This window comes from Ruegeria sp. THAF57, assembly GCF_903914075.1.
Classification (GTDB): Bacteria; Pseudomonadota; Alphaproteobacteria; order Rhodobacterales; family Rhodobacteraceae; genus Ruegeria.
Map to the genome: position 1 here is coordinate 100207 of NZ_CAIWNQ010000004.1, position 15560 is coordinate 115766.

Here is a 15560-nt window from a genome sequence, read left to right on the forward strand (position 1 = left end):
GGCCAACCAGAGCGCGACGTTTAATGAAAAACCCCGCAGGCTGGCCTACGGGGTCTTACAGGTTCTTTCGGGCTGGCTTATTCGTCTTCGTCCTCGTCGCCCTGATCGGCGATCCAGGCAACGCTGACGACTTCTTCGCCCTTGCCGGTATTGAACACCCGTACACCGCCCGCGCTACGCGAGCGGAAGGAAATGCCTTCAACCGGCACACGGATTGATTGGCCCTTGGAGGTTGCCAGCATGATCTGGTCGTCGATTTCAACCGGGAACGATGCCACCAGTTCACCACCGCGCATGGCCTTGTCCATTGCCGCAACGCCCATGCCACCGCGCCCGCGAACCGGGTAATCGTGGCTGGAACTCAGCTTGCCAGCGCCCCCCGAGGTGATCGTCAGGATAAGGTTCTCGGCTGCCGACATCTCGGCATAGCGTTCCTGCGTGATCGAACCGGGTGCGGCTTCATCCTCGTCCGTTTCGCCGTCATCGGCGATGCCTGCCACGGCGCGGCGCATCTTGAGGTAGGCGGCGCGCTCGTCCGGTCCGGCCTCGAAATGGCGGATGACAGACATCGACACAACGCGGTCGCCATTGGACAGCTTGATACCGCGCACACCGGTCGACTCGCGCGAGTTGAAGACGCGCACGTCAGTGGTGCGGAAGCGGATTGCACGGCCAGAATTGGTGACCAGCATCACATCTTCATCTTCGGAACAGATGCGTGCATTCACCAGTTCAACATCTTCAGGCAGCTTCATCGCAATCTTGCCGTTGCGGCGTACGTTGGTGAAATCTGACAAACGGTTCCGTCGCACGTCGCCCGCGCTGGTGGCGAAGACGATTTGCAGGTTTTCCCATTCTTCATCCGGCACATCGACAGGCATGATCGCTGCAATGGAAACGCCGGTCGGGATCGGCAGGATGTTGACGATCGCCTTGCCCTTACCGGTGCGGCTGGACTGCGGCAAACGCCAGGTCTTGAGCTTGTAGACCATCCCTTCGGTGGTGAAGAACAGCAGTTGCGTATGTGTGTTCGCAACGAAGAGGTTGGTAACGACGTCCTCTTCCTTGGTCTGCATCCCCGACAGGCCCTTGCCGCCACGCTTTTGTGCGCGGAAATCAGCCAGCGGAGTACGCTTGATATAGCCGCCCGAGGTGACGGTCACGACCATGTCTTCGCGTTCGATCAAGTCCTCGTCTTCCATGTCGCCGGACCAGTCGACGATCTCGGTACGACGGGGAACGGCGAACTGATCACGAACTTCGCGCAGCTCATCGCCGATGATCGACATGATGCGTTCACGCGAGGACAGAATATCCAGGTATTCCTTGATCTTGGCAGCCAGTTGCTCCAGCTCATCCGTGACTTCTTTGACGCCCAGTTGGGTCAGGCGTTGCAAGCGCAGTTCCAGAATCGCACGGGCCTGCACCTCGGTCAGGTTATAGGTGCCGTCGTCGTTCATCTTGGACAGAGGATCGTCGATCAGGCGCAGATACCCTTCGATCTCGGCTGCAGGCCAGCGGCGCGTCATCAGCTTTTCGCGCGCCTCGGCGGCATCTGCCGACGACCGGATGGTGGCAACCACTTCGTCCACGTTTGATACGGCCACGGCCAGACCACACAGGATGTGGCTGCGTTCCCGCGCTTTGCGCAGGTCATAGGCTGTGCGGCGGGCGACGACATCCTCACGGAAGTCGATGAACGAAGTCAGGAACCGGCGCAGGGTCAACTGCTCAGGGCGACCACCATTCAGGGCCAGCATGTTGCAGCCGAAGGACGTTTGCATCGGCGAGAAACGGAAAAGCTGGTTCAGAACCACTTCGGGCGTTGCATCGCGTTTCAGTTCCACAACAACCCGTACGCCGTTGCGGTCAGATTCGTCCTGTACGTGCGCCACGCCCTCGATGCGTTTTTCCCGCACGGCCTCGGCGATCTTTTCGATCATCGACGCCTTGTTCACCTGATAGGGGATCTCGTCCACGATGATGGCATAGCGGTCTTTTCGAATTTCTTCGGTCCGCGTTTTGGCGCGGATGATGACACTACCGCGACCTTCCAGATAGGCTTTGCGCGCACCGGACCGGCCTAGCATCACACCGCCCGTCGGGAAATCGGGGCCGGGGACGTATTCGATCAACTGTTCAGAGGTCAGGTCCGGGTCGTCGATCAGTGCAAGCGTAGCATCGACCACTTCGCCCAGATTGTGTGGCGGGATGTTCGTGGCCATGCCCACTGCGATACCACCGGCCCCGTTGACCAGCATGTTCGGGAACCGGGCTGGCAGGACGGTCGGCTCTTTGTCCTTGCCGTCATAGTTGTCCTGAAAATCGACCGTTTCTTTTTCGATATCGGCCAGCAGGGATGCGGCAGGTTTGTCCATCCGCACTTCGGTATAACGCATGGCCGCCGGGTTATCGCCGTCCATCGAACCAAAGTTGCCCTGACCGTCCAGCAGTGGCAGCGACATCGAGAAATCCTGCGCCATCCGCACCAACGCGTCATAGATCGCGCTGTCGCCGTGCGGGTGGTACTTACCCATCACATCGCCAACGGGACGCGCCGATTTACGATACGCCTTGTCATGCGTGTTCCCGGTTTCGTGCATGGCGTACAGAATTCGCCGATGCACCGGTTTCAAGCCATCGCGCAGATCAGGGATCGCACGGGACACGATGACCGACATGGCATAGTCCAGATAGGACGTGCGCATCTCGGATTCGATGGACACCGTCGGACCGTCATAAACGGGACGGTCAGGCGGGGTTTCATCCATGTTTTCTGGGGTTTCTGGCGTATCGCTCACGTAAACTGCCCGATCTTTGGCTTGGGTCTATATCTTGTGTGTGCATCTTATCAGACCCGGTACATAAGGTGCAAGCAAGCTGAGCATTTCAGGCAAAAAACCACAGTAACACCGGAGTAACATATTGTTATTCAATAGTTTGAGGGTTTCCATGTTACCCTAACGAGACCTTGCAAGAAATTGGAGGTCTGCATGGAGCAAAGCGAAACCGAATTAATGCTCAAGGGATATGGGCTGACGACGGCGGAATTCTTCTATCACATGCCCGACTATATCCACGTTCTGAATACGTTCATCTGGCAGGATTACGATCTTGCTCCGGACCACCCGAAACTGTTTGATTTCATCGAATTCTGGCAGCGCGAGATTGAAGGACCGCTGCATTCGGTGAGGTACACGCACCGGAAAATGATTGCCCCCGGAGAATGGCGCAACATGGTCGGTGAATTCAGGATAAACTGAACGGGCATTCTCAACGCGGTTTTATTGAGTAGAGTGGCATGCAAACCGTTTGCCATATGGAAAGTCACAATGTCTCGAATTCTGTATCTCGCTTTTGCCGCCACACTGCTTGGCGGTCCCGTCGCCGCCGAGGGCGTCCTGGATAAAATCAAGAAGGGTGCTGAAAACACTGCAAACGCCATTGGGCGCGGGGCCGAGTCGGTTGGGAACACAGTCGAAAAGGGCGTGAGCGCCGTGGATGACACCATCGACTCCACTGCCGATCTAATGTCGAACGAAGCCACCCCGGAAGAGACTCGCGCGAAACTTGACGTCATGGCAAACGAGGTTCTTACCCAGCTTATGGCTGAGAACCCCGAAGCACAGGCGCTTTACGATGTCAGCGCGGGATATGCGGTTTTTGATTCCAGAAAGGTGACGGTATTTCCGGTGTCCGCCGGATACGGACGCGGTGTGGCCGTGTCGAAAGAGACCGGACAGCACACCTATATGAACATGGGAACCGGAGGGGTCGGTGCCGCGATTGGAATCGGTGGGTTTGAAACCAAGTTCGTTATCCTGTTTGAAACGCAGGCGGATTTGGACAAGTTCATTGACTATGGATACGACGCTACGGCCCAATCGGACGCGATGTACGGTGAAGAACGCACTGACGAGACACTCAGGTTTACTGATGGCCGTTCCTTCTTTGTCCTTAGCAAGAAGGGGTGGCGCGTTTCGGCAGGGGCGTCGGGAACCAAATACTGGAAGTCGCCCGAGTTGAACTGATCAGCCCGAACAGCTTGCGCCGCCCAATACACAGAACTTGGCGCAGTGCGGGTGGTTCAGGTGGACATCAGCTTCGGCCTCGGCCAATGTTTCTCCCATCTCGAACTCTGGTTCGTAGGCCAGCAGGGTGCAGGCAAGCACGCCGGGTTTGTCTGAGCCCTTGCGTTTCACGACCATCCGAGCGTTTGAGCACATGACCGCCTCGGGTGATTTATCCAGAATGCCCCAGCAAGCGGTTGTGATCTCAGGCACTTCGATGGTTTCGTCCATCTCGGGGAACAGGACGGTCTGCGCGGGGTTCTGCGCGTCGATGTCAAAACCATGGGCCCGATAAAACGCGGCATATCCTGCACGGCTTTCTGCGTCGGTATCCCCCCAAACCGAACGCCCGGCCACGGCCATTTGAAACCCGTTGTCGCGTAGCCATTTCATACCTTCGACGGTCTTGTCAAAGCTGCCTTGCCCACGCTCTTCGTCGTGTAGGTCAGGGCGGAAGTGATCGACAGAAATCCGCAAAGTCAGCTTGTCGCCGAAGTCACGTTGCAGGTCCAACAAGCCTTCGCGGACCTTGGGACGCATCATGGGCTGCATTGCGTTGGTGAGGATCAGAACCTCGAACCCACGTTCAAGCGCGGCGCGCGTCATCTCGATCATTTGGGGATTCATGAAAGGTTCACCGCCGGTGAAGCCTATTTCACGTACCGGCCACGCGCGTTCTTCGATCTGACCCAGATATGCGCGCACCTCGTCCGCTGTAATATAGACAAGCGCGTTGTTGGTCGGGCTGCTTGCGATATAGCAGTTGGTGCATTCGATATTGCACAAGGTGCCAGTATTGAACCAAAGCGTCTGAGGATTCTTCAACGCCACGGACGCACGGGTTTGCCCGTCTGCTGTCACCAATTTGTTCTGAAATTTGCCAATGTTGGCGCTTTGAGGGGCGTTGTCTTTCATTCCGGTTTCCGGTTCTTTGAGCTCGTGTGAAAGACTTAACGCCTTGGCTTGTGTTCGTTAAGTGGGCAGAACCAACCTGACAGAGTTGTGATGAAGCAGATTGCTGCAAAAATGGTTGCGCTAACATTGGACATGGCCTTAGGGGCAAGGTAAGGAAAACACATGGTTTCTCGTGTCATACCCGTCGACCCCTTTGATCTGGTCATTTTTGGCGGTACCGGTGATCTGGCGCAGCGCAAGATCCTTCCGGCGCTGTTCCGTCGCTTTTGCGCCGGACAATGGGCAGATGGGGTGCAAATTATCGGTGCCGCCAGAACAAAGCACGATGGCGCAACCTTTCGGCAAGTTGTGGCCGAATCGCTGAAAACGCATGCCTCGGTCCAGTGCAAAGATGCGGCGGCGCTTGCGGCATTTCTTCAATGCGTCGATTATGTTGCACTGGATGGTGGTTCCGACGAAGGGTGGTCGACATTGGCGGCCAAGCTTCAGCCCGACAGGGTGCGCGCCTTCTATTTTTCCGTTGGGCCAAGGCTGTTCGGTTCGTTGGCCGAGCGAATTCAGTCACATGATCTTGCGACCGAACAGACCCGAATTGTCGTGGAAAAGCCGTTTGGTCATGACTTGGACAGCGCTAAGGTGCTGAACGCGACCTTGGCAACGCATTTCAGGGAAAAGCAGATCTACCGGATCGATCATTATCTGGGCAAAGAAACGGTTCAAAACCTGATGGCAGTGCGGTTCGGAAACATGTTGTTCGAACCTCTCTGGAACAGCCAGTACGTAGATCACATTCAGATCACCGTGGCCGAATCCGTAGGTATAGACGGGCGGGAAGAGTATTATGAGCGCGCCGGTGCGATGCGCGACATGATGCAGAACCACCTGATGCAGCTTTTGTGCCTAATCGCGATGGAACCGCCGGCGAAATTCGATCCGGACGCCGTGCGAGATGAAAAACTCAAGGTTATCCGCGCGCTGGACCCGGTTGAACCACATCATATTGTGCGCGGCCAGTTTGAAGGGGGCGGGCCCAGCTATCGTCAGATCGTGGGCAATCCACGTTCGACCACTGAAAGTTACGTGGCGCTGCGGGCGCATATCAGCAACTGGCGATGGGCCGGTACACCGTTTTATTTGCGGACGGGCAAACGGTTGGTGGCGCGTTCTTCGGTCATCAATGTTATGTTCAAGGATGCTCCGCACTCGATCTTTGGTGAACAGGCTGGTCGCCACGCGAATGTCCTGTCGATCCGCCTGCAGCCGAACGAAGGGATCACCCTGAAGGTGACGATCAAGGAGCCTGGGCAGGGGGGCATGCGTCTAGTCGACGTGCCCTTGGACATGAGCTTTGCCGAGGCACTGGGGCCTGAAAACCAAGAGCCGCCGGACGCATATGAACGGCTGGTGATGGATGTGATCCGCGGCAATCAGACTCTGTTCATGCGCGGTGACGAAGTCGAGGCCGCATGGGCGTGGACCGACCCTATCATCGCGGGGTGGCAGTCGAGTGGGGACGTACCGAAACCATATGAAAGTGGCAGCACCGGCCCGGGCGACGCCGAGCTGCTGATGAAACGGGATGGTCGCCGGTGGCAAGGGATAAACCCATGAAAATACAGGAATACGCTGACAGGGACATGCTGGCCATCGACGTCGCCAACGTCTTGGCCGGAGATCTGGAAGCCGCGTTGCTGCATCACGACATGATTTCGCTGGCGGTTCCCGGCGGCACCACTCCGGGGCCGATATTTGACGGGTTATGTGCGGCTGATCTGGAATGGGACAGGGTGCGGATTTTGCCGACGGATGAGCGTTGCGTGCCGGGCAATAGCGACCGATCCAACGAAAAACTGATCCGCGAACGTCTGCTGACAAATCGCGCATCCGCCGCGCAATATGTTCCGCTGTATCTGGACGGCAAAGACCCCGAGGCGGTGCTGCCGGAAATCGAAAGCCTGATCACTCCGGTCCTTCCCCTGTCGGTTCTTGTTCTGGGGATGGGAGAGGACATGCATACGGCGTCATTGTTTCCTGGAATGCAGGGATTGGAAGAGGCCCTTCATAAGCACGCGCCGCCGCTGGCCATCGCTCGGACCGAAGTTCAGCCAGAAGCGCGCATAACCCTGACAGCACCGGTTCTGGACGGGGCCTTGTCCAAACATCTGGTGATCTTCGGGGCCGCAAAGCGCGAGGCGTTGAAACAAGCGCTTACCTTGCATCCGGAAGAAGCACCAATCGCAGCGGTACTAAGTGGAATGACGGTTCACTGGGCGGAGTGACGACAATGAAACTGGATAACCTCAAAACTCTGGCAGTCGGCGCGCAGAACCGCGCGATTTTGGACTTGTTCGAACAATCGGCCGACAGGGCGCGCATCTTCTCGACCTCGACCGGGGACCTGCTGTTTGATTACTCGAAGACACAGTTGGATACGTCGATCCGAGATGCCCTGATTCAGTTATGCGATGAGGCAGATTTGGCCGACCGTCGCGAAGCAATGTTCAGTGGTGCCAAGATCAACGAAACCGAAGGCCGCGCGGTGCTGCATACGGCCCTTCGCAATTTGGACGGTGGCCCGGTAGAAGTTGATGGTCTGGATGTCATGCCTGATGTGTTGGACACGCTTCAACGTATGCGGGTCTTTGCCGAAGAGGTGCGCAGCGGTGCCGTCACTGGGGCAGGGGGCAGCTTTACGGATGTGGTGAACATCGGAATCGGTGGGTCCGATCTGGGTCCGGTTATGGCCACTCATGCTTTGTCGCCGTATCACGATGGGCCACGGTTGCATTATGTGTCGAACGTGGATGGAGCGCATATCGCCGATACGTTGAGACAGTTGGATCCGACGCGGACGCTGGTCATTGTCGCCTCGAAAACCTTCACAACCGTTGAGACCATGACCAATGCGCGCACGGCTCGGGCGTGGATGGCCGAAGGTGGGGGCGACCCGGCGACACAATTCGCGGCGGTGTCCACCGCTTTGGACAAGACGCAAGCCTTTGGCATTCCTGAAAACAGGGTATTCGGCTTTGCGGATTGGGTCGGCGGAAGGTACTCGGTCTGGGGGCCGGTTGGTTTGCCCGTGATGATCGCCGTCGGGTCGAATGCCTTTGATGCCTTTTTGCGGGGCGGTCAGGCGATGGATGTGCATTTCCGAGCGGCTGACTGGGGTGAAAACATGCCTGTCATGCTGGCTCTCGTCGGTATCTGGCATCGGCAGGTTCTTGGCCATACCAGCCGCGCGGTTCTGCCCTATGATCAGCGGTTGTTGCGGTTGGCTGCGTATTTTCAGCAGCTCGAGATGGAGTCGAACGGAAAATCTGTGGCGATGGATGGCACAGCGTTGGCGGTTCCTTCCGGGCCCGTTGTCTGGGGCGAGCCCGGAACCAACGGGCAGCACGCTTTCTATCAGTTGATCCATCAAGGCACCGACGTGATCCCCTGCGAATTCATGGTTGCAGCCGAAGGGCACGAGCCGGAACTTTCGCATCACCACCATCTGTTGTTGGCAAATTGTTTGGCACAATCCGAGGCGTTGATGCGGGGGCGTTCGCTGCCCGAAGCACGGCAACGCATGGCTGCGAAGGGGTTGGAAGGCGCCGAGCTGGAACGTCAGGCCCGCCACCGGGTCTTTTCCGGAAACCGACCGTCAACCACATTGATATACCCAAAACTCACACCGTTTGTTCTGGGGCAGATAATTGCGCTGTATGAACATCGTGTATTTGTCGAAGGTGTGTTGCTGGGAATTAATTCGTTTGACCAATGGGGTGTCGAACTGGGTAAGGAATTGGCGACATCCCTTGGCCCGATCATCGAAGGTGAGGAATCGGCGTCTGAAGAGGATGGTTCGACCGCCGCGTTGGTGGCGTATGTGATGCGCCATCGGGACTGAGGAAAAAACTTCTTTTTGCCGCAGCGGAAAGCTGCATTCTATTATTGTCAGGAAATTAAATGCTTGGCAGGGTGGGTCCCCGAACAGATGCCCTGCCGGTTGTTGCAGGGGGCGGAACAAATGCACTGTCGCAAAGAAATGGTGCAACTACAGGGAGGATGTCCATGCTGGGACAAATGATGACGCAGCCGCTGCTGATTTCGTCACTGATTGAACACGCGGATCGCTATCACGGTCAGACCGAGATCATCTCGGTTGAGACCGACGGGTCCGTGACCGAAAGTACTTGGTCACAAGTGGCGGTGAATGCGCGAAAGCTGGCGTCAGCCTTGACCAAACTGGACCTCGAGCCGCAAGCGCGCATCGGGACACTGGCGTGGAATAATCGGCGGCACCTGGAAATATATTATGGAACTTCTGGTGCTGGCTTTGTGTGTCACACGATCAACCCCAGACTGTTCCCCGAGCAACTCACCTATATCATTAACCACGCGAAAGATCGGGTTCTGTTCTTTGACGCAACCTTTATTCCGCTGGTTGCGGCGATCAAAGAGCATCTGACCGAAGTTCAGCATTTCGTGCTGATGGGGCCAAGGAACGATGACGCGATCGCGCAGGTTCCCGGTGTTCAGTTCTATGATGAACTGATCGAAACGGGTGATGAACAGTTCCAATGGCCCAGCTTTGACGAAAACACAGCTTCTAGCCTGTGTTACACATCCGGAACAACGGGAAATCCAAAGGGCGTTTTGTATTCCCATCGTTCAACCGTGCTGCACAGTTTTGGGTCGAATACGCGAGATGTCATAGGGTACTCCGCTGTGGACGTTGTGATGCCGGTAGTACCGATGTTCCATGTGAATGCGTGGGGGTCGCCTTATGCCTGCGCGATGTCAGGCTCACGCATGGTTCTGCCCGGACCGGATCTGCATGGTGAGGCGTTGGTGAACCTGATTGACACCTATGGCGTTACTCTGGCGATGGGTGTTCCGACGATCTGGCAGGGTTTGTTGGCCCACGCTGGAAAGTCGGGCAGTAAACTGACCAGTCTGGAGCGAACGGTTATCGGCGGCGCGGCCTGCCCACCCTCGATGATCGAAACATTCCGTGACACCTATGGAGTAGACACAGTTCACGCCTGGGGCATGAGCGAGATGAGCCCGTTGGGTACGGCGAATCAACCCATGGCGAAACACGCTGATCTGCCGATTGAACAGCAGCACAAGCTGCGCGAGAGTCAGGGCCGGCCGTGCTATGGCGTCGAACTGAAAATCGTTGACGATGACGGCAATGAGCTGCCCCGTGATGGTGAAACTCAGGGTGATTTGCTGGTTCGCGGGTATTGGGTGCTGGACAGCTATTTTGAACTGCAGGATCAGAACCTGTTGCAGGATGGCTGGTTCGCCACTGGTGATGTGGCGACTTTGGATGCCGACGGGTACATGACCATCCGTGACCGATCCAAGGATATCATCAAATCCGGCGGCGAATGGATCAGTTCGGTTGAGTTGGAGAATATCGCCGTTGCCCATCCCAAGCTTGCGACGGCCGCTGTGATCGGAGTTCCGCACCCCAAGTGGGATGAGCGTCCTTTATTGGTTGCGGTTAAGGCCGAGGGGCAGGACCCGTCGGAGGACGAACTGCTGTCATACTTCGACGGCAAAATCGCCAAATGGCAGATTCCTGACAAGGTTGTCTTTGTGGACGCACTGCCACTGAACGCTACGGGCAAAGTGCTAAAGCGCAACCTTCGTGCAGACTTTTCAGATGCACTTACGGGCTAAGTCTTTGAAATAAGGGGAAATGGCTCCGGCGGTAGGGATCGAACCTACGACCAATTGATTAACAGTCAACTGCTCTACCGCTGAGCTACGCCGGAACGGTCCGCGCCGTATATCAATACGACTCTGCGGCGTCCAGAGGGGTGCGCGAAGTTTTTTTGACGAAGGTTGACTGTCCACGGCGCCGGGAAATTCGCCGAACCATTCTTCTGAAATCTGAGGGGGAATTTGGCTCCGGCGGTAGGGATCGAACCTACGACCAATTGATTAACAGTCAACTGCTCTACCGCTGAGCTACGCCGGAACTGAGGGCCGTATAGCAACCTCGTTTTTGGCCGACAAGACAAGATCGTCATAAGAGCTGAAAAAAGTTCTTTGGTTAGCCCAACCTTTCAAAACACGCATTCACGGAAAGCTGGCCTTTTGGTGAAGCCTTTGATTTTCCGCATAAATCGACAAGATGTGCAAAAACATTGCGCTCGGCGGCGGGTAGGAGGGCCGCGGGTGTCTCTGTGTAAATTCTCTCGGCCAGGTCGCGTGCGGTGCCGGGCTTTTCCTCCAGCGCGGTCAGAATCTGGGCTTCGCGCCCAAGTCGGTGATTGATCAGCCAGTCCAGACGCTGGGCTGGATTCTGAATCGGTGCTCCGTGACCGGCATGAAAACTGCTCCAGCCCCGTTCGCGCAGGCGATAGCAGGCGTTCATGAAATCAGTCAGATCACCATCTGGTGGTGACACAAGAGAACTGGCCCAACCCATGACGTGATCTGCGGTAAAACAGACATCCGACCAACCCAGCGCGATATGGTTGCCCAGATGACCGGGGGTGTGAATGACGTCGAGTTGCCAGCCATCGCCTTGGATAACTTCGCCGTCAGAAACCTCGATATCCGGACGGAAATCGGTGTCGATGCCTTCGCCGCCGCCTGCAAGGCCCTGTTCCGCCAATTCGGACATAACTGCGCTGCGGCCAGATTCGGGGCCGCCAAATGCCAAAATCGAGGCACCTGTGCGGGCGGCCAATGATGCGGCAAGGGGCGAGTGATCAAGATGCGTGTGCGTTACAATAATATGGCTGATCCGCTGGCCGGGCTGCAAAGCATCCAGAATCGCCTGAAGATGACCCTCATTCAGTGGGCCGGGGTCAATGACGGCGCAGTCCTTTTCACCCAATAGATATGTGTTGGTGCCCCGATAGGTCATTGGCGATGGATTGGGGGCCAGAATGCGCCTTAGGCCCGTCTGTAACTCGACAGCCATACCGGGACGCGGGTTGAAATCGTCGGGAGCCTGCATTCTGTACTCTTTCTCTTGTCGGATCAGCCCGTTAGGTTTAGCGCATGTCCAGTCGGTGGCTCAAATCCTATATGCCGCGCAGTCTCTATGCGCGTGCGGTTCTGATCCTGGTTCTTCCGGTGATCGTTCTACTGTTGGTGGTCGGCGTCGCGTTCATTCAAAAACACCTTGAGGATGTGACCGCGCAAATGACCAGCGCGGCTGCGCGTGAGGTCGACCTGATTACAGACACGATGGCGGACGCCGAAACGCAGCATCAGGCCATTGCCGCGATTCGACAGGACATCGCCTCATTGGAAATGAAGGCCCGATTTTTGGGGATCAATGAAGGGCCCGATATTGGATATCGCAGATGGTATGACTTCATCGCGCCACAAGTTGAAGCCGATCTGCACGAACAATTGCTGGATCTTGTTGCTGTCGCTCTGCCAACGGGCGATCAGGCGCGGCTGTACATGCGGACCCATCTAGGGTTGCTTGAACTGACACTGGACCGCCGCCGCCTGTCCCCAACCGCGCCGCACCAGTTGATCGTAACCATGGTTTTCTTCGCGGTGATCATGACTTCGATTTCCTTTTTGTACATGCGCAACCAACTGCGGCCGATCACTCGACTGGCAAATGCAGCGCAGGCATTTGGCCGGGGCAGGGTTGTCCCTTATTCACCCGGAGGGGCAATTGAAGTCCGCGCAGCAGGCAGTGCGTTTCTGGACATGCGCGCGCGCATTGAGCGCCAGATGGAGCAGCGCACACTGATGCTGTCGGGGGTCAGCCACGATCTCAGAACCCCGTTGACGCGGCTGAAACTGGGCCTGTCCATGCTGCCCGAGGATGAGGCCGCGCCGCTGCAACAGGATGTGGATGAAATGCAGTTGCTGTTGGACGCATTTCTGGATTTTTCTCGCGGAGCCGCAGAGGGCCCGCCGGAAACCGTTCAGCCCGAGGTTTTGCTGAGGCAGATTGTCGAGGATGCACGCCGCGCGGGTCACGAAGCCAGCCTGGTCTCGGTCGAGGGCGAGGGTACGGCCTTGCTGCGTCCCACGGCCATTCGCCGGGCCGTTGAGAACTTGATCGGAAACGCTGTTCGATACGGTAACAAGGCCGAAGTCAGCCTGTCGATGACGCCCAAGACGATCCGTTTTCGGGTTGAGGATGACGGCCCCGGTATTCCACAGGACCAGCGAACCGAGGCAGTCAAACCGTTTTCTCGCCTTGATCCTGCGCGGAATCAGAATCAGGGCAGCGGTGTTGGTCTTGGCCTTGCGATCGTCTCGGACATCGCGCGCGCGCATGGTGGGGTGTTACGTTTGGGCAAAAGCGAAAGGCTGGGTGGGCTATGCGCGGACATAATCATCGGTCGATGACTCGGGGCGGCTTAGATGCTCTGGACGTAGGTTTTCTTACAATTACTTAAATGTGTTATGATGAGCCTGAAGGAAGGAAAGACAGCGCTTGTGCTTTTGTAGGCCGCCTGTCGGGAATTGAGGTCAGGGTCTCGTTCGCGCGTGTTCTGCGAGGGGGTCATCGCACTGATTGAAACTCTTGTTTAGCACGCCTTGGTAAATGGTGAGGTTAAGGTTTTGAATTGGTTGTTTATTGTTGTCGGTGTTGCAATTGCGGCGGTGCTTTATTTCGGGTGGTTTGAACCCTGTGACGAATTCTACGCCGTCTGTCAGTTCATGGGATGGCGTTGAAGCGGTGTTTTGGTAGGCCCGGAGGGACTTGAACCCCCAACCAAAGCGTTATGAGCGCTCTGCTCTAACCAATTGAGCTACAGGCCCGCCTAAGCGCCTTGCGTACCACGGTGAACAGCCGCGTCAAGCCTGACCGTTGCAACATGTCCAACAATCGACTAACCCGCGCGTGAACCATTCAAAAGGGGTTGGCCATGACAGCGGGCAAGAACGGAATCACCTATGCTGATGCAGGCGTTGACATTGATGCGGGGAACGCTCTGGTCGACCGGATCAAGCCTGCGGCCAAGCGGACGAACCGCTCGGGCGTGATGAGCGGTCTGGGCGGATTTGGCGCGCTGTTCGACCTCAAGGACGCAGGCTATAGCGACCCGATTCTGGTGGGCGCGACCGATGGTGTGGGCACCAAGCTGCGCATCGCCATTGATACCGGCGTAGTTGACGGGGTGGGCATTGACCTGGTGGCTATGTGCGTCAACGACCTGATCTGTCAGGGCGCCGAGCCGCTGTTCTTCCTCGATTATTTCGCCACCGGCAAGCTGGACACAGATACCGCCGCGCGGATCATCGAAGGCATCGCTGAAGGCTGTGTACAGTCTGGATGCGCCCTGATCGGGGGTGAGACCGCTGAAATGCCTGGCATGTACCCCGAAGGAGATTTCGACCTGGCCGGTTTCTCGGTCGGCGCGATGGAGCGCGGCGCGCATCTGCCCGCAGACGTGCAGCAGGGCGATGTGCTGCTAGGGTTGGCGTCAAACGGGGTGCATTCAAACGGCTATTCGTTGGTGCGCAAACTGGTTGAACTCTCGGGGCTGGACTGGGATGCCGCCTCGCCGTTTAGCGCAGGTTCGTTGGGCGAGGCGCTGCTGACGCCGACGCGTTTGTATGTCAAACAGGCGCTGCAAGCGATCCGGGTAGGGGGCGTTCACGCGCTGGCGCATATCACCGGTGGCGGCCTGACTGAAAACCTGCCGCGTGTACTGCCTGATGAGTTGGGTGCGCAGATTGACCTGAATGCGTGGGACCTGCCGCCCGTTTTCCGCTGGATGGCTGACGTTGGCGGGATTGCCGAGGCTGAAATGCTAAAGACCTTCAACTGCGGAATCGGCATGATCGTCGTCTGCGACGCTGCGCGCGCGGATGAACTGACCACTTTGTTGGCCGAGGCGGGTGAGACTGTTTCCCGGATCGGCAGCGTCACAGACGTGCCCGGCGTATCTTATTCGGGCCAACTGCTGTGAGCCACAAGCGCGTCGCGATCTTAATTTCGGGTGGCGGTTCCAACATGGTGTCGCTGGTCGACAGCATGACCGGCGATCACCCCGCGCGACCGTGTCTGGTGCTGTCCAACGACCCGCAGGCGGGCGGCTTGGTGAAAGCCACCGACCGCGGCATCGCCACGGCTGCGGTTGATCACCGACCGTTCAAGGGGGACCGCGCCGCGTTCGAGGCCGAGTTGCTGAAGCCCTTGGTGCAAGCCCAACCCGACATCGTGTGCCTTGCTGGTTTCATGCGGGTATTGACGGCGGATTTCGTGTCGCGATTTCAGGGGCGGATGTTGAATATCCACCCGTCACTGTTGCCAAAATACAAGGGTTTGAATACCCACGCCCGGGCAATCGAAGCAGGCGATGCTGAACATGGCTGCTCGGTGCATGAGGTTACGGCCGCATTGGATGACGGTCCAATCCTGGGTCAGGCCCGTTTGAACATTGAACCAGATGAGACACCCGAAGCATTGGCTACACGTGTGCTGGTATTAGAGCACAAACTCTACCCGGCGGTGCTTAGACGTTATGCAGGCGCGGATCGCACTCCGGTGTTGCTGCCTTGAACATTTCAGGGTGATTTACACTTGCGTGTCATTCGGCCTATGTTCTGCACTACGGCTCGGTATGTCAAAAAACTGAC

Annotated in this window: 12 protein-coding genes and 3 tRNA genes; 9 read left to right on the forward strand and 6 right to left on the reverse strand. The window is 57.1% G+C overall.

Annotated features, from left to right (window positions below; all coding sequences use genetic code 11):
* Positions 1-77: 77 nt before the first annotated feature.
* Positions 78-2801: a DNA gyrase subunit A gene (gene gyrA, locus RUESEDTHA_RS11795; protein ID WP_180887055.1), complete on the reverse strand. Its 2724-nt coding sequence runs from the start codon at positions 2799-2801 to the stop codon at positions 78-80.
* Positions 2802-2993: 192 nt separating this feature from the next.
* On the opposite strand from gyrA, the gene RUESEDTHA_RS11800 reads away from it, so the two are divergent.
* Entirely contained in the window at positions 2994-3263 is a 270-nt protein-coding gene (locus RUESEDTHA_RS11800) for an usg protein (RefSeq protein ID WP_171121572.1), read from the forward strand.
* A 69-nt stretch (positions 3264-3332) separates the two neighbouring features.
* Positions 3333-4031 carry a hypothetical protein gene (locus tag RUESEDTHA_RS11805; protein WP_180887056.1) on the forward strand — a complete coding sequence of 233 codons (699 nt, stop codon included), beginning with the start codon at positions 3333-3335 and terminating at the stop codon, positions 4029-4031.
* Here RUESEDTHA_RS11805 and RUESEDTHA_RS11810 read toward each other — a convergent pair whose 3' ends face one another.
* Positions 4032-4985 carry a radical SAM protein gene (locus RUESEDTHA_RS11810; protein WP_180887057.1) on the reverse strand — a complete coding sequence of 318 codons (954 nt, stop codon included), beginning with the start codon at positions 4983-4985 and terminating at the stop codon, positions 4032-4034.
* Positions 4986-5147: 162 nt separating this feature from the next.
* On the opposite strand from RUESEDTHA_RS11810, the gene zwf reads away from it, so the two are divergent.
* The 4 genes from zwf to RUESEDTHA_RS11830 all read left to right on the forward strand — a co-directional run bounded on the left by zwf (position 5148) and on the right by RUESEDTHA_RS11830 (position 10664).
* Complete coding sequence (gene zwf, locus RUESEDTHA_RS11815) at positions 5148-6596, forward strand: glucose-6-phosphate dehydrogenase (protein ID WP_180887058.1); 1449 nt, start codon at positions 5148-5150, stop codon at positions 6594-6596.
* Positions 6593-7264 carry a 6-phosphogluconolactonase gene (pgl, locus tag RUESEDTHA_RS11820; RefSeq protein WP_180887059.1) on the forward strand — a complete coding sequence of 224 codons (672 nt, stop codon included), beginning with the start codon at positions 6593-6595 and terminating at the stop codon, positions 7262-7264. The genes zwf and pgl overlap by 4 nt, the downstream gene beginning before the upstream one ends.
* 5 nt (positions 7265-7269) lie before the next feature.
* Complete coding sequence (gene pgi / locus RUESEDTHA_RS11825; protein WP_180887060.1) at positions 7270-8880, forward strand: glucose-6-phosphate isomerase; 1611 nt, start codon at positions 7270-7272, stop codon at positions 8878-8880.
* A gap of 164 nt (positions 8881-9044) precedes the next feature.
* Positions 9045-10664, forward strand: a complete 1620-nt coding sequence (locus RUESEDTHA_RS11830) for a long-chain-fatty-acid--CoA ligase (RefSeq protein WP_180887061.1) — start codon at positions 9045-9047, stop codon at positions 10662-10664.
* 20 nt (positions 10665-10684) lie between these two features.
* On the opposite strand, the gene RUESEDTHA_RS11835 is transcribed toward RUESEDTHA_RS11830, so the two are convergent.
* From RUESEDTHA_RS11835 to RUESEDTHA_RS11845, 3 genes are all read right to left on the reverse strand, one after another.
* Positions 10685-10759 (reverse strand) — tRNA-Asn (locus RUESEDTHA_RS11835).
* 131 nt (positions 10760-10890) lie between these two features.
* A tRNA-Asn gene (locus RUESEDTHA_RS11840) sits at positions 10891-10965 on the reverse strand.
* Between the two features lie 75 nt (positions 10966-11040).
* The gene (locus RUESEDTHA_RS11845) at positions 11041-11955 is read right to left on the reverse strand and encodes an MBL fold metallo-hydrolase (protein ID WP_180887062.1); all 915 of its coding nucleotides are present in this window, start codon (positions 11953-11955) and stop codon (positions 11041-11043) included.
* A gap of 44 nt (positions 11956-11999) precedes the next feature.
* Here RUESEDTHA_RS11845 and RUESEDTHA_RS11850 point away from each other — a divergent pair, with 44 nt between their 5' ends.
* On the forward strand, positions 12000-13319 hold the full coding sequence (locus tag RUESEDTHA_RS11850; protein WP_180887063.1) for an ATP-binding protein: 1320 nt from the start codon (positions 12000-12002) through the stop codon (positions 13317-13319).
* Positions 13320-13659: 340 nt separating this feature from the next.
* Here the strand turns inward: RUESEDTHA_RS11850 and RUESEDTHA_RS11855 are convergent.
* Positions 13660-13736, reverse strand: a tRNA-Ile gene (locus RUESEDTHA_RS11855).
* A gap of 107 nt (positions 13737-13843) precedes the next feature.
* On the opposite strand from RUESEDTHA_RS11855, the gene purM reads away from it, so the two are divergent.
* Both purM and purN read left to right on the forward strand, forming a co-directional pair.
* A complete protein-coding gene (gene purM, locus RUESEDTHA_RS11860; RefSeq protein WP_180887064.1) occupies positions 13844-14890 on the forward strand; it encodes a phosphoribosylformylglycinamidine cyclo-ligase in 1047 nt (348 codons plus the stop codon).
* Positions 14887-15483: a phosphoribosylglycinamide formyltransferase gene (gene purN, locus RUESEDTHA_RS11865; protein WP_180887065.1), complete on the forward strand. Its 597-nt coding sequence runs from the start codon at positions 14887-14889 to the stop codon at positions 15481-15483. The genes purM and purN overlap by 4 nt, the downstream gene beginning before the upstream one ends.
* The last annotated feature ends 77 nt before the right edge of the window (positions 15484-15560 follow it).

Bases quoted from the DNA above. Each gene is read 5' to 3' on its own strand.
- RUESEDTHA_RS11800 (WP_171121572.1), top strand. From the start codon at position 2,994: ATGGAGCAAAGCGAAACCGAATTAATGCTCAAGGGATATGGGCTGACG.
- RUESEDTHA_RS11805 (WP_180887056.1), top strand. From the start codon at position 3,333: ATGTCTCGAATTCTGTATCTCGCTTTTGCCGCCACACTGCTTGGCGGT.
- RUESEDTHA_RS11810 (WP_180887057.1), bottom strand. From the start codon at position 4,985: ATGAAAGACAACGCCCCTCAAAGCGCCAACATTGGCAAATTTCAGAAC.
- zwf (WP_180887058.1), top strand. From the start codon at position 5,148: ATGGTTTCTCGTGTCATACCCGTCGACCCCTTTGATCTGGTCATTTTT.
- pgl (WP_180887059.1), top strand. From the start codon at position 6,593: ATGAAAATACAGGAATACGCTGACAGGGACATGCTGGCCATCGACGTC.
- pgi (WP_180887060.1), top strand. From the start codon at position 7,270: ATGAAACTGGATAACCTCAAAACTCTGGCAGTCGGCGCGCAGAACCGC.
- RUESEDTHA_RS11830 (WP_180887061.1), top strand. From the start codon at position 9,045: ATGCTGGGACAAATGATGACGCAGCCGCTGCTGATTTCGTCACTGATT.
- RUESEDTHA_RS11845 (WP_180887062.1), bottom strand. From the start codon at position 11,955: ATGCAGGCTCCCGACGATTTCAACCCGCGTCCCGGTATGGCTGTCGAG.
- RUESEDTHA_RS11850 (WP_180887063.1), top strand. From the start codon at position 12,000: ATGTCCAGTCGGTGGCTCAAATCCTATATGCCGCGCAGTCTCTATGCG.
- purM (WP_180887064.1), top strand. From the start codon at position 13,844: ATGACAGCGGGCAAGAACGGAATCACCTATGCTGATGCAGGCGTTGAC.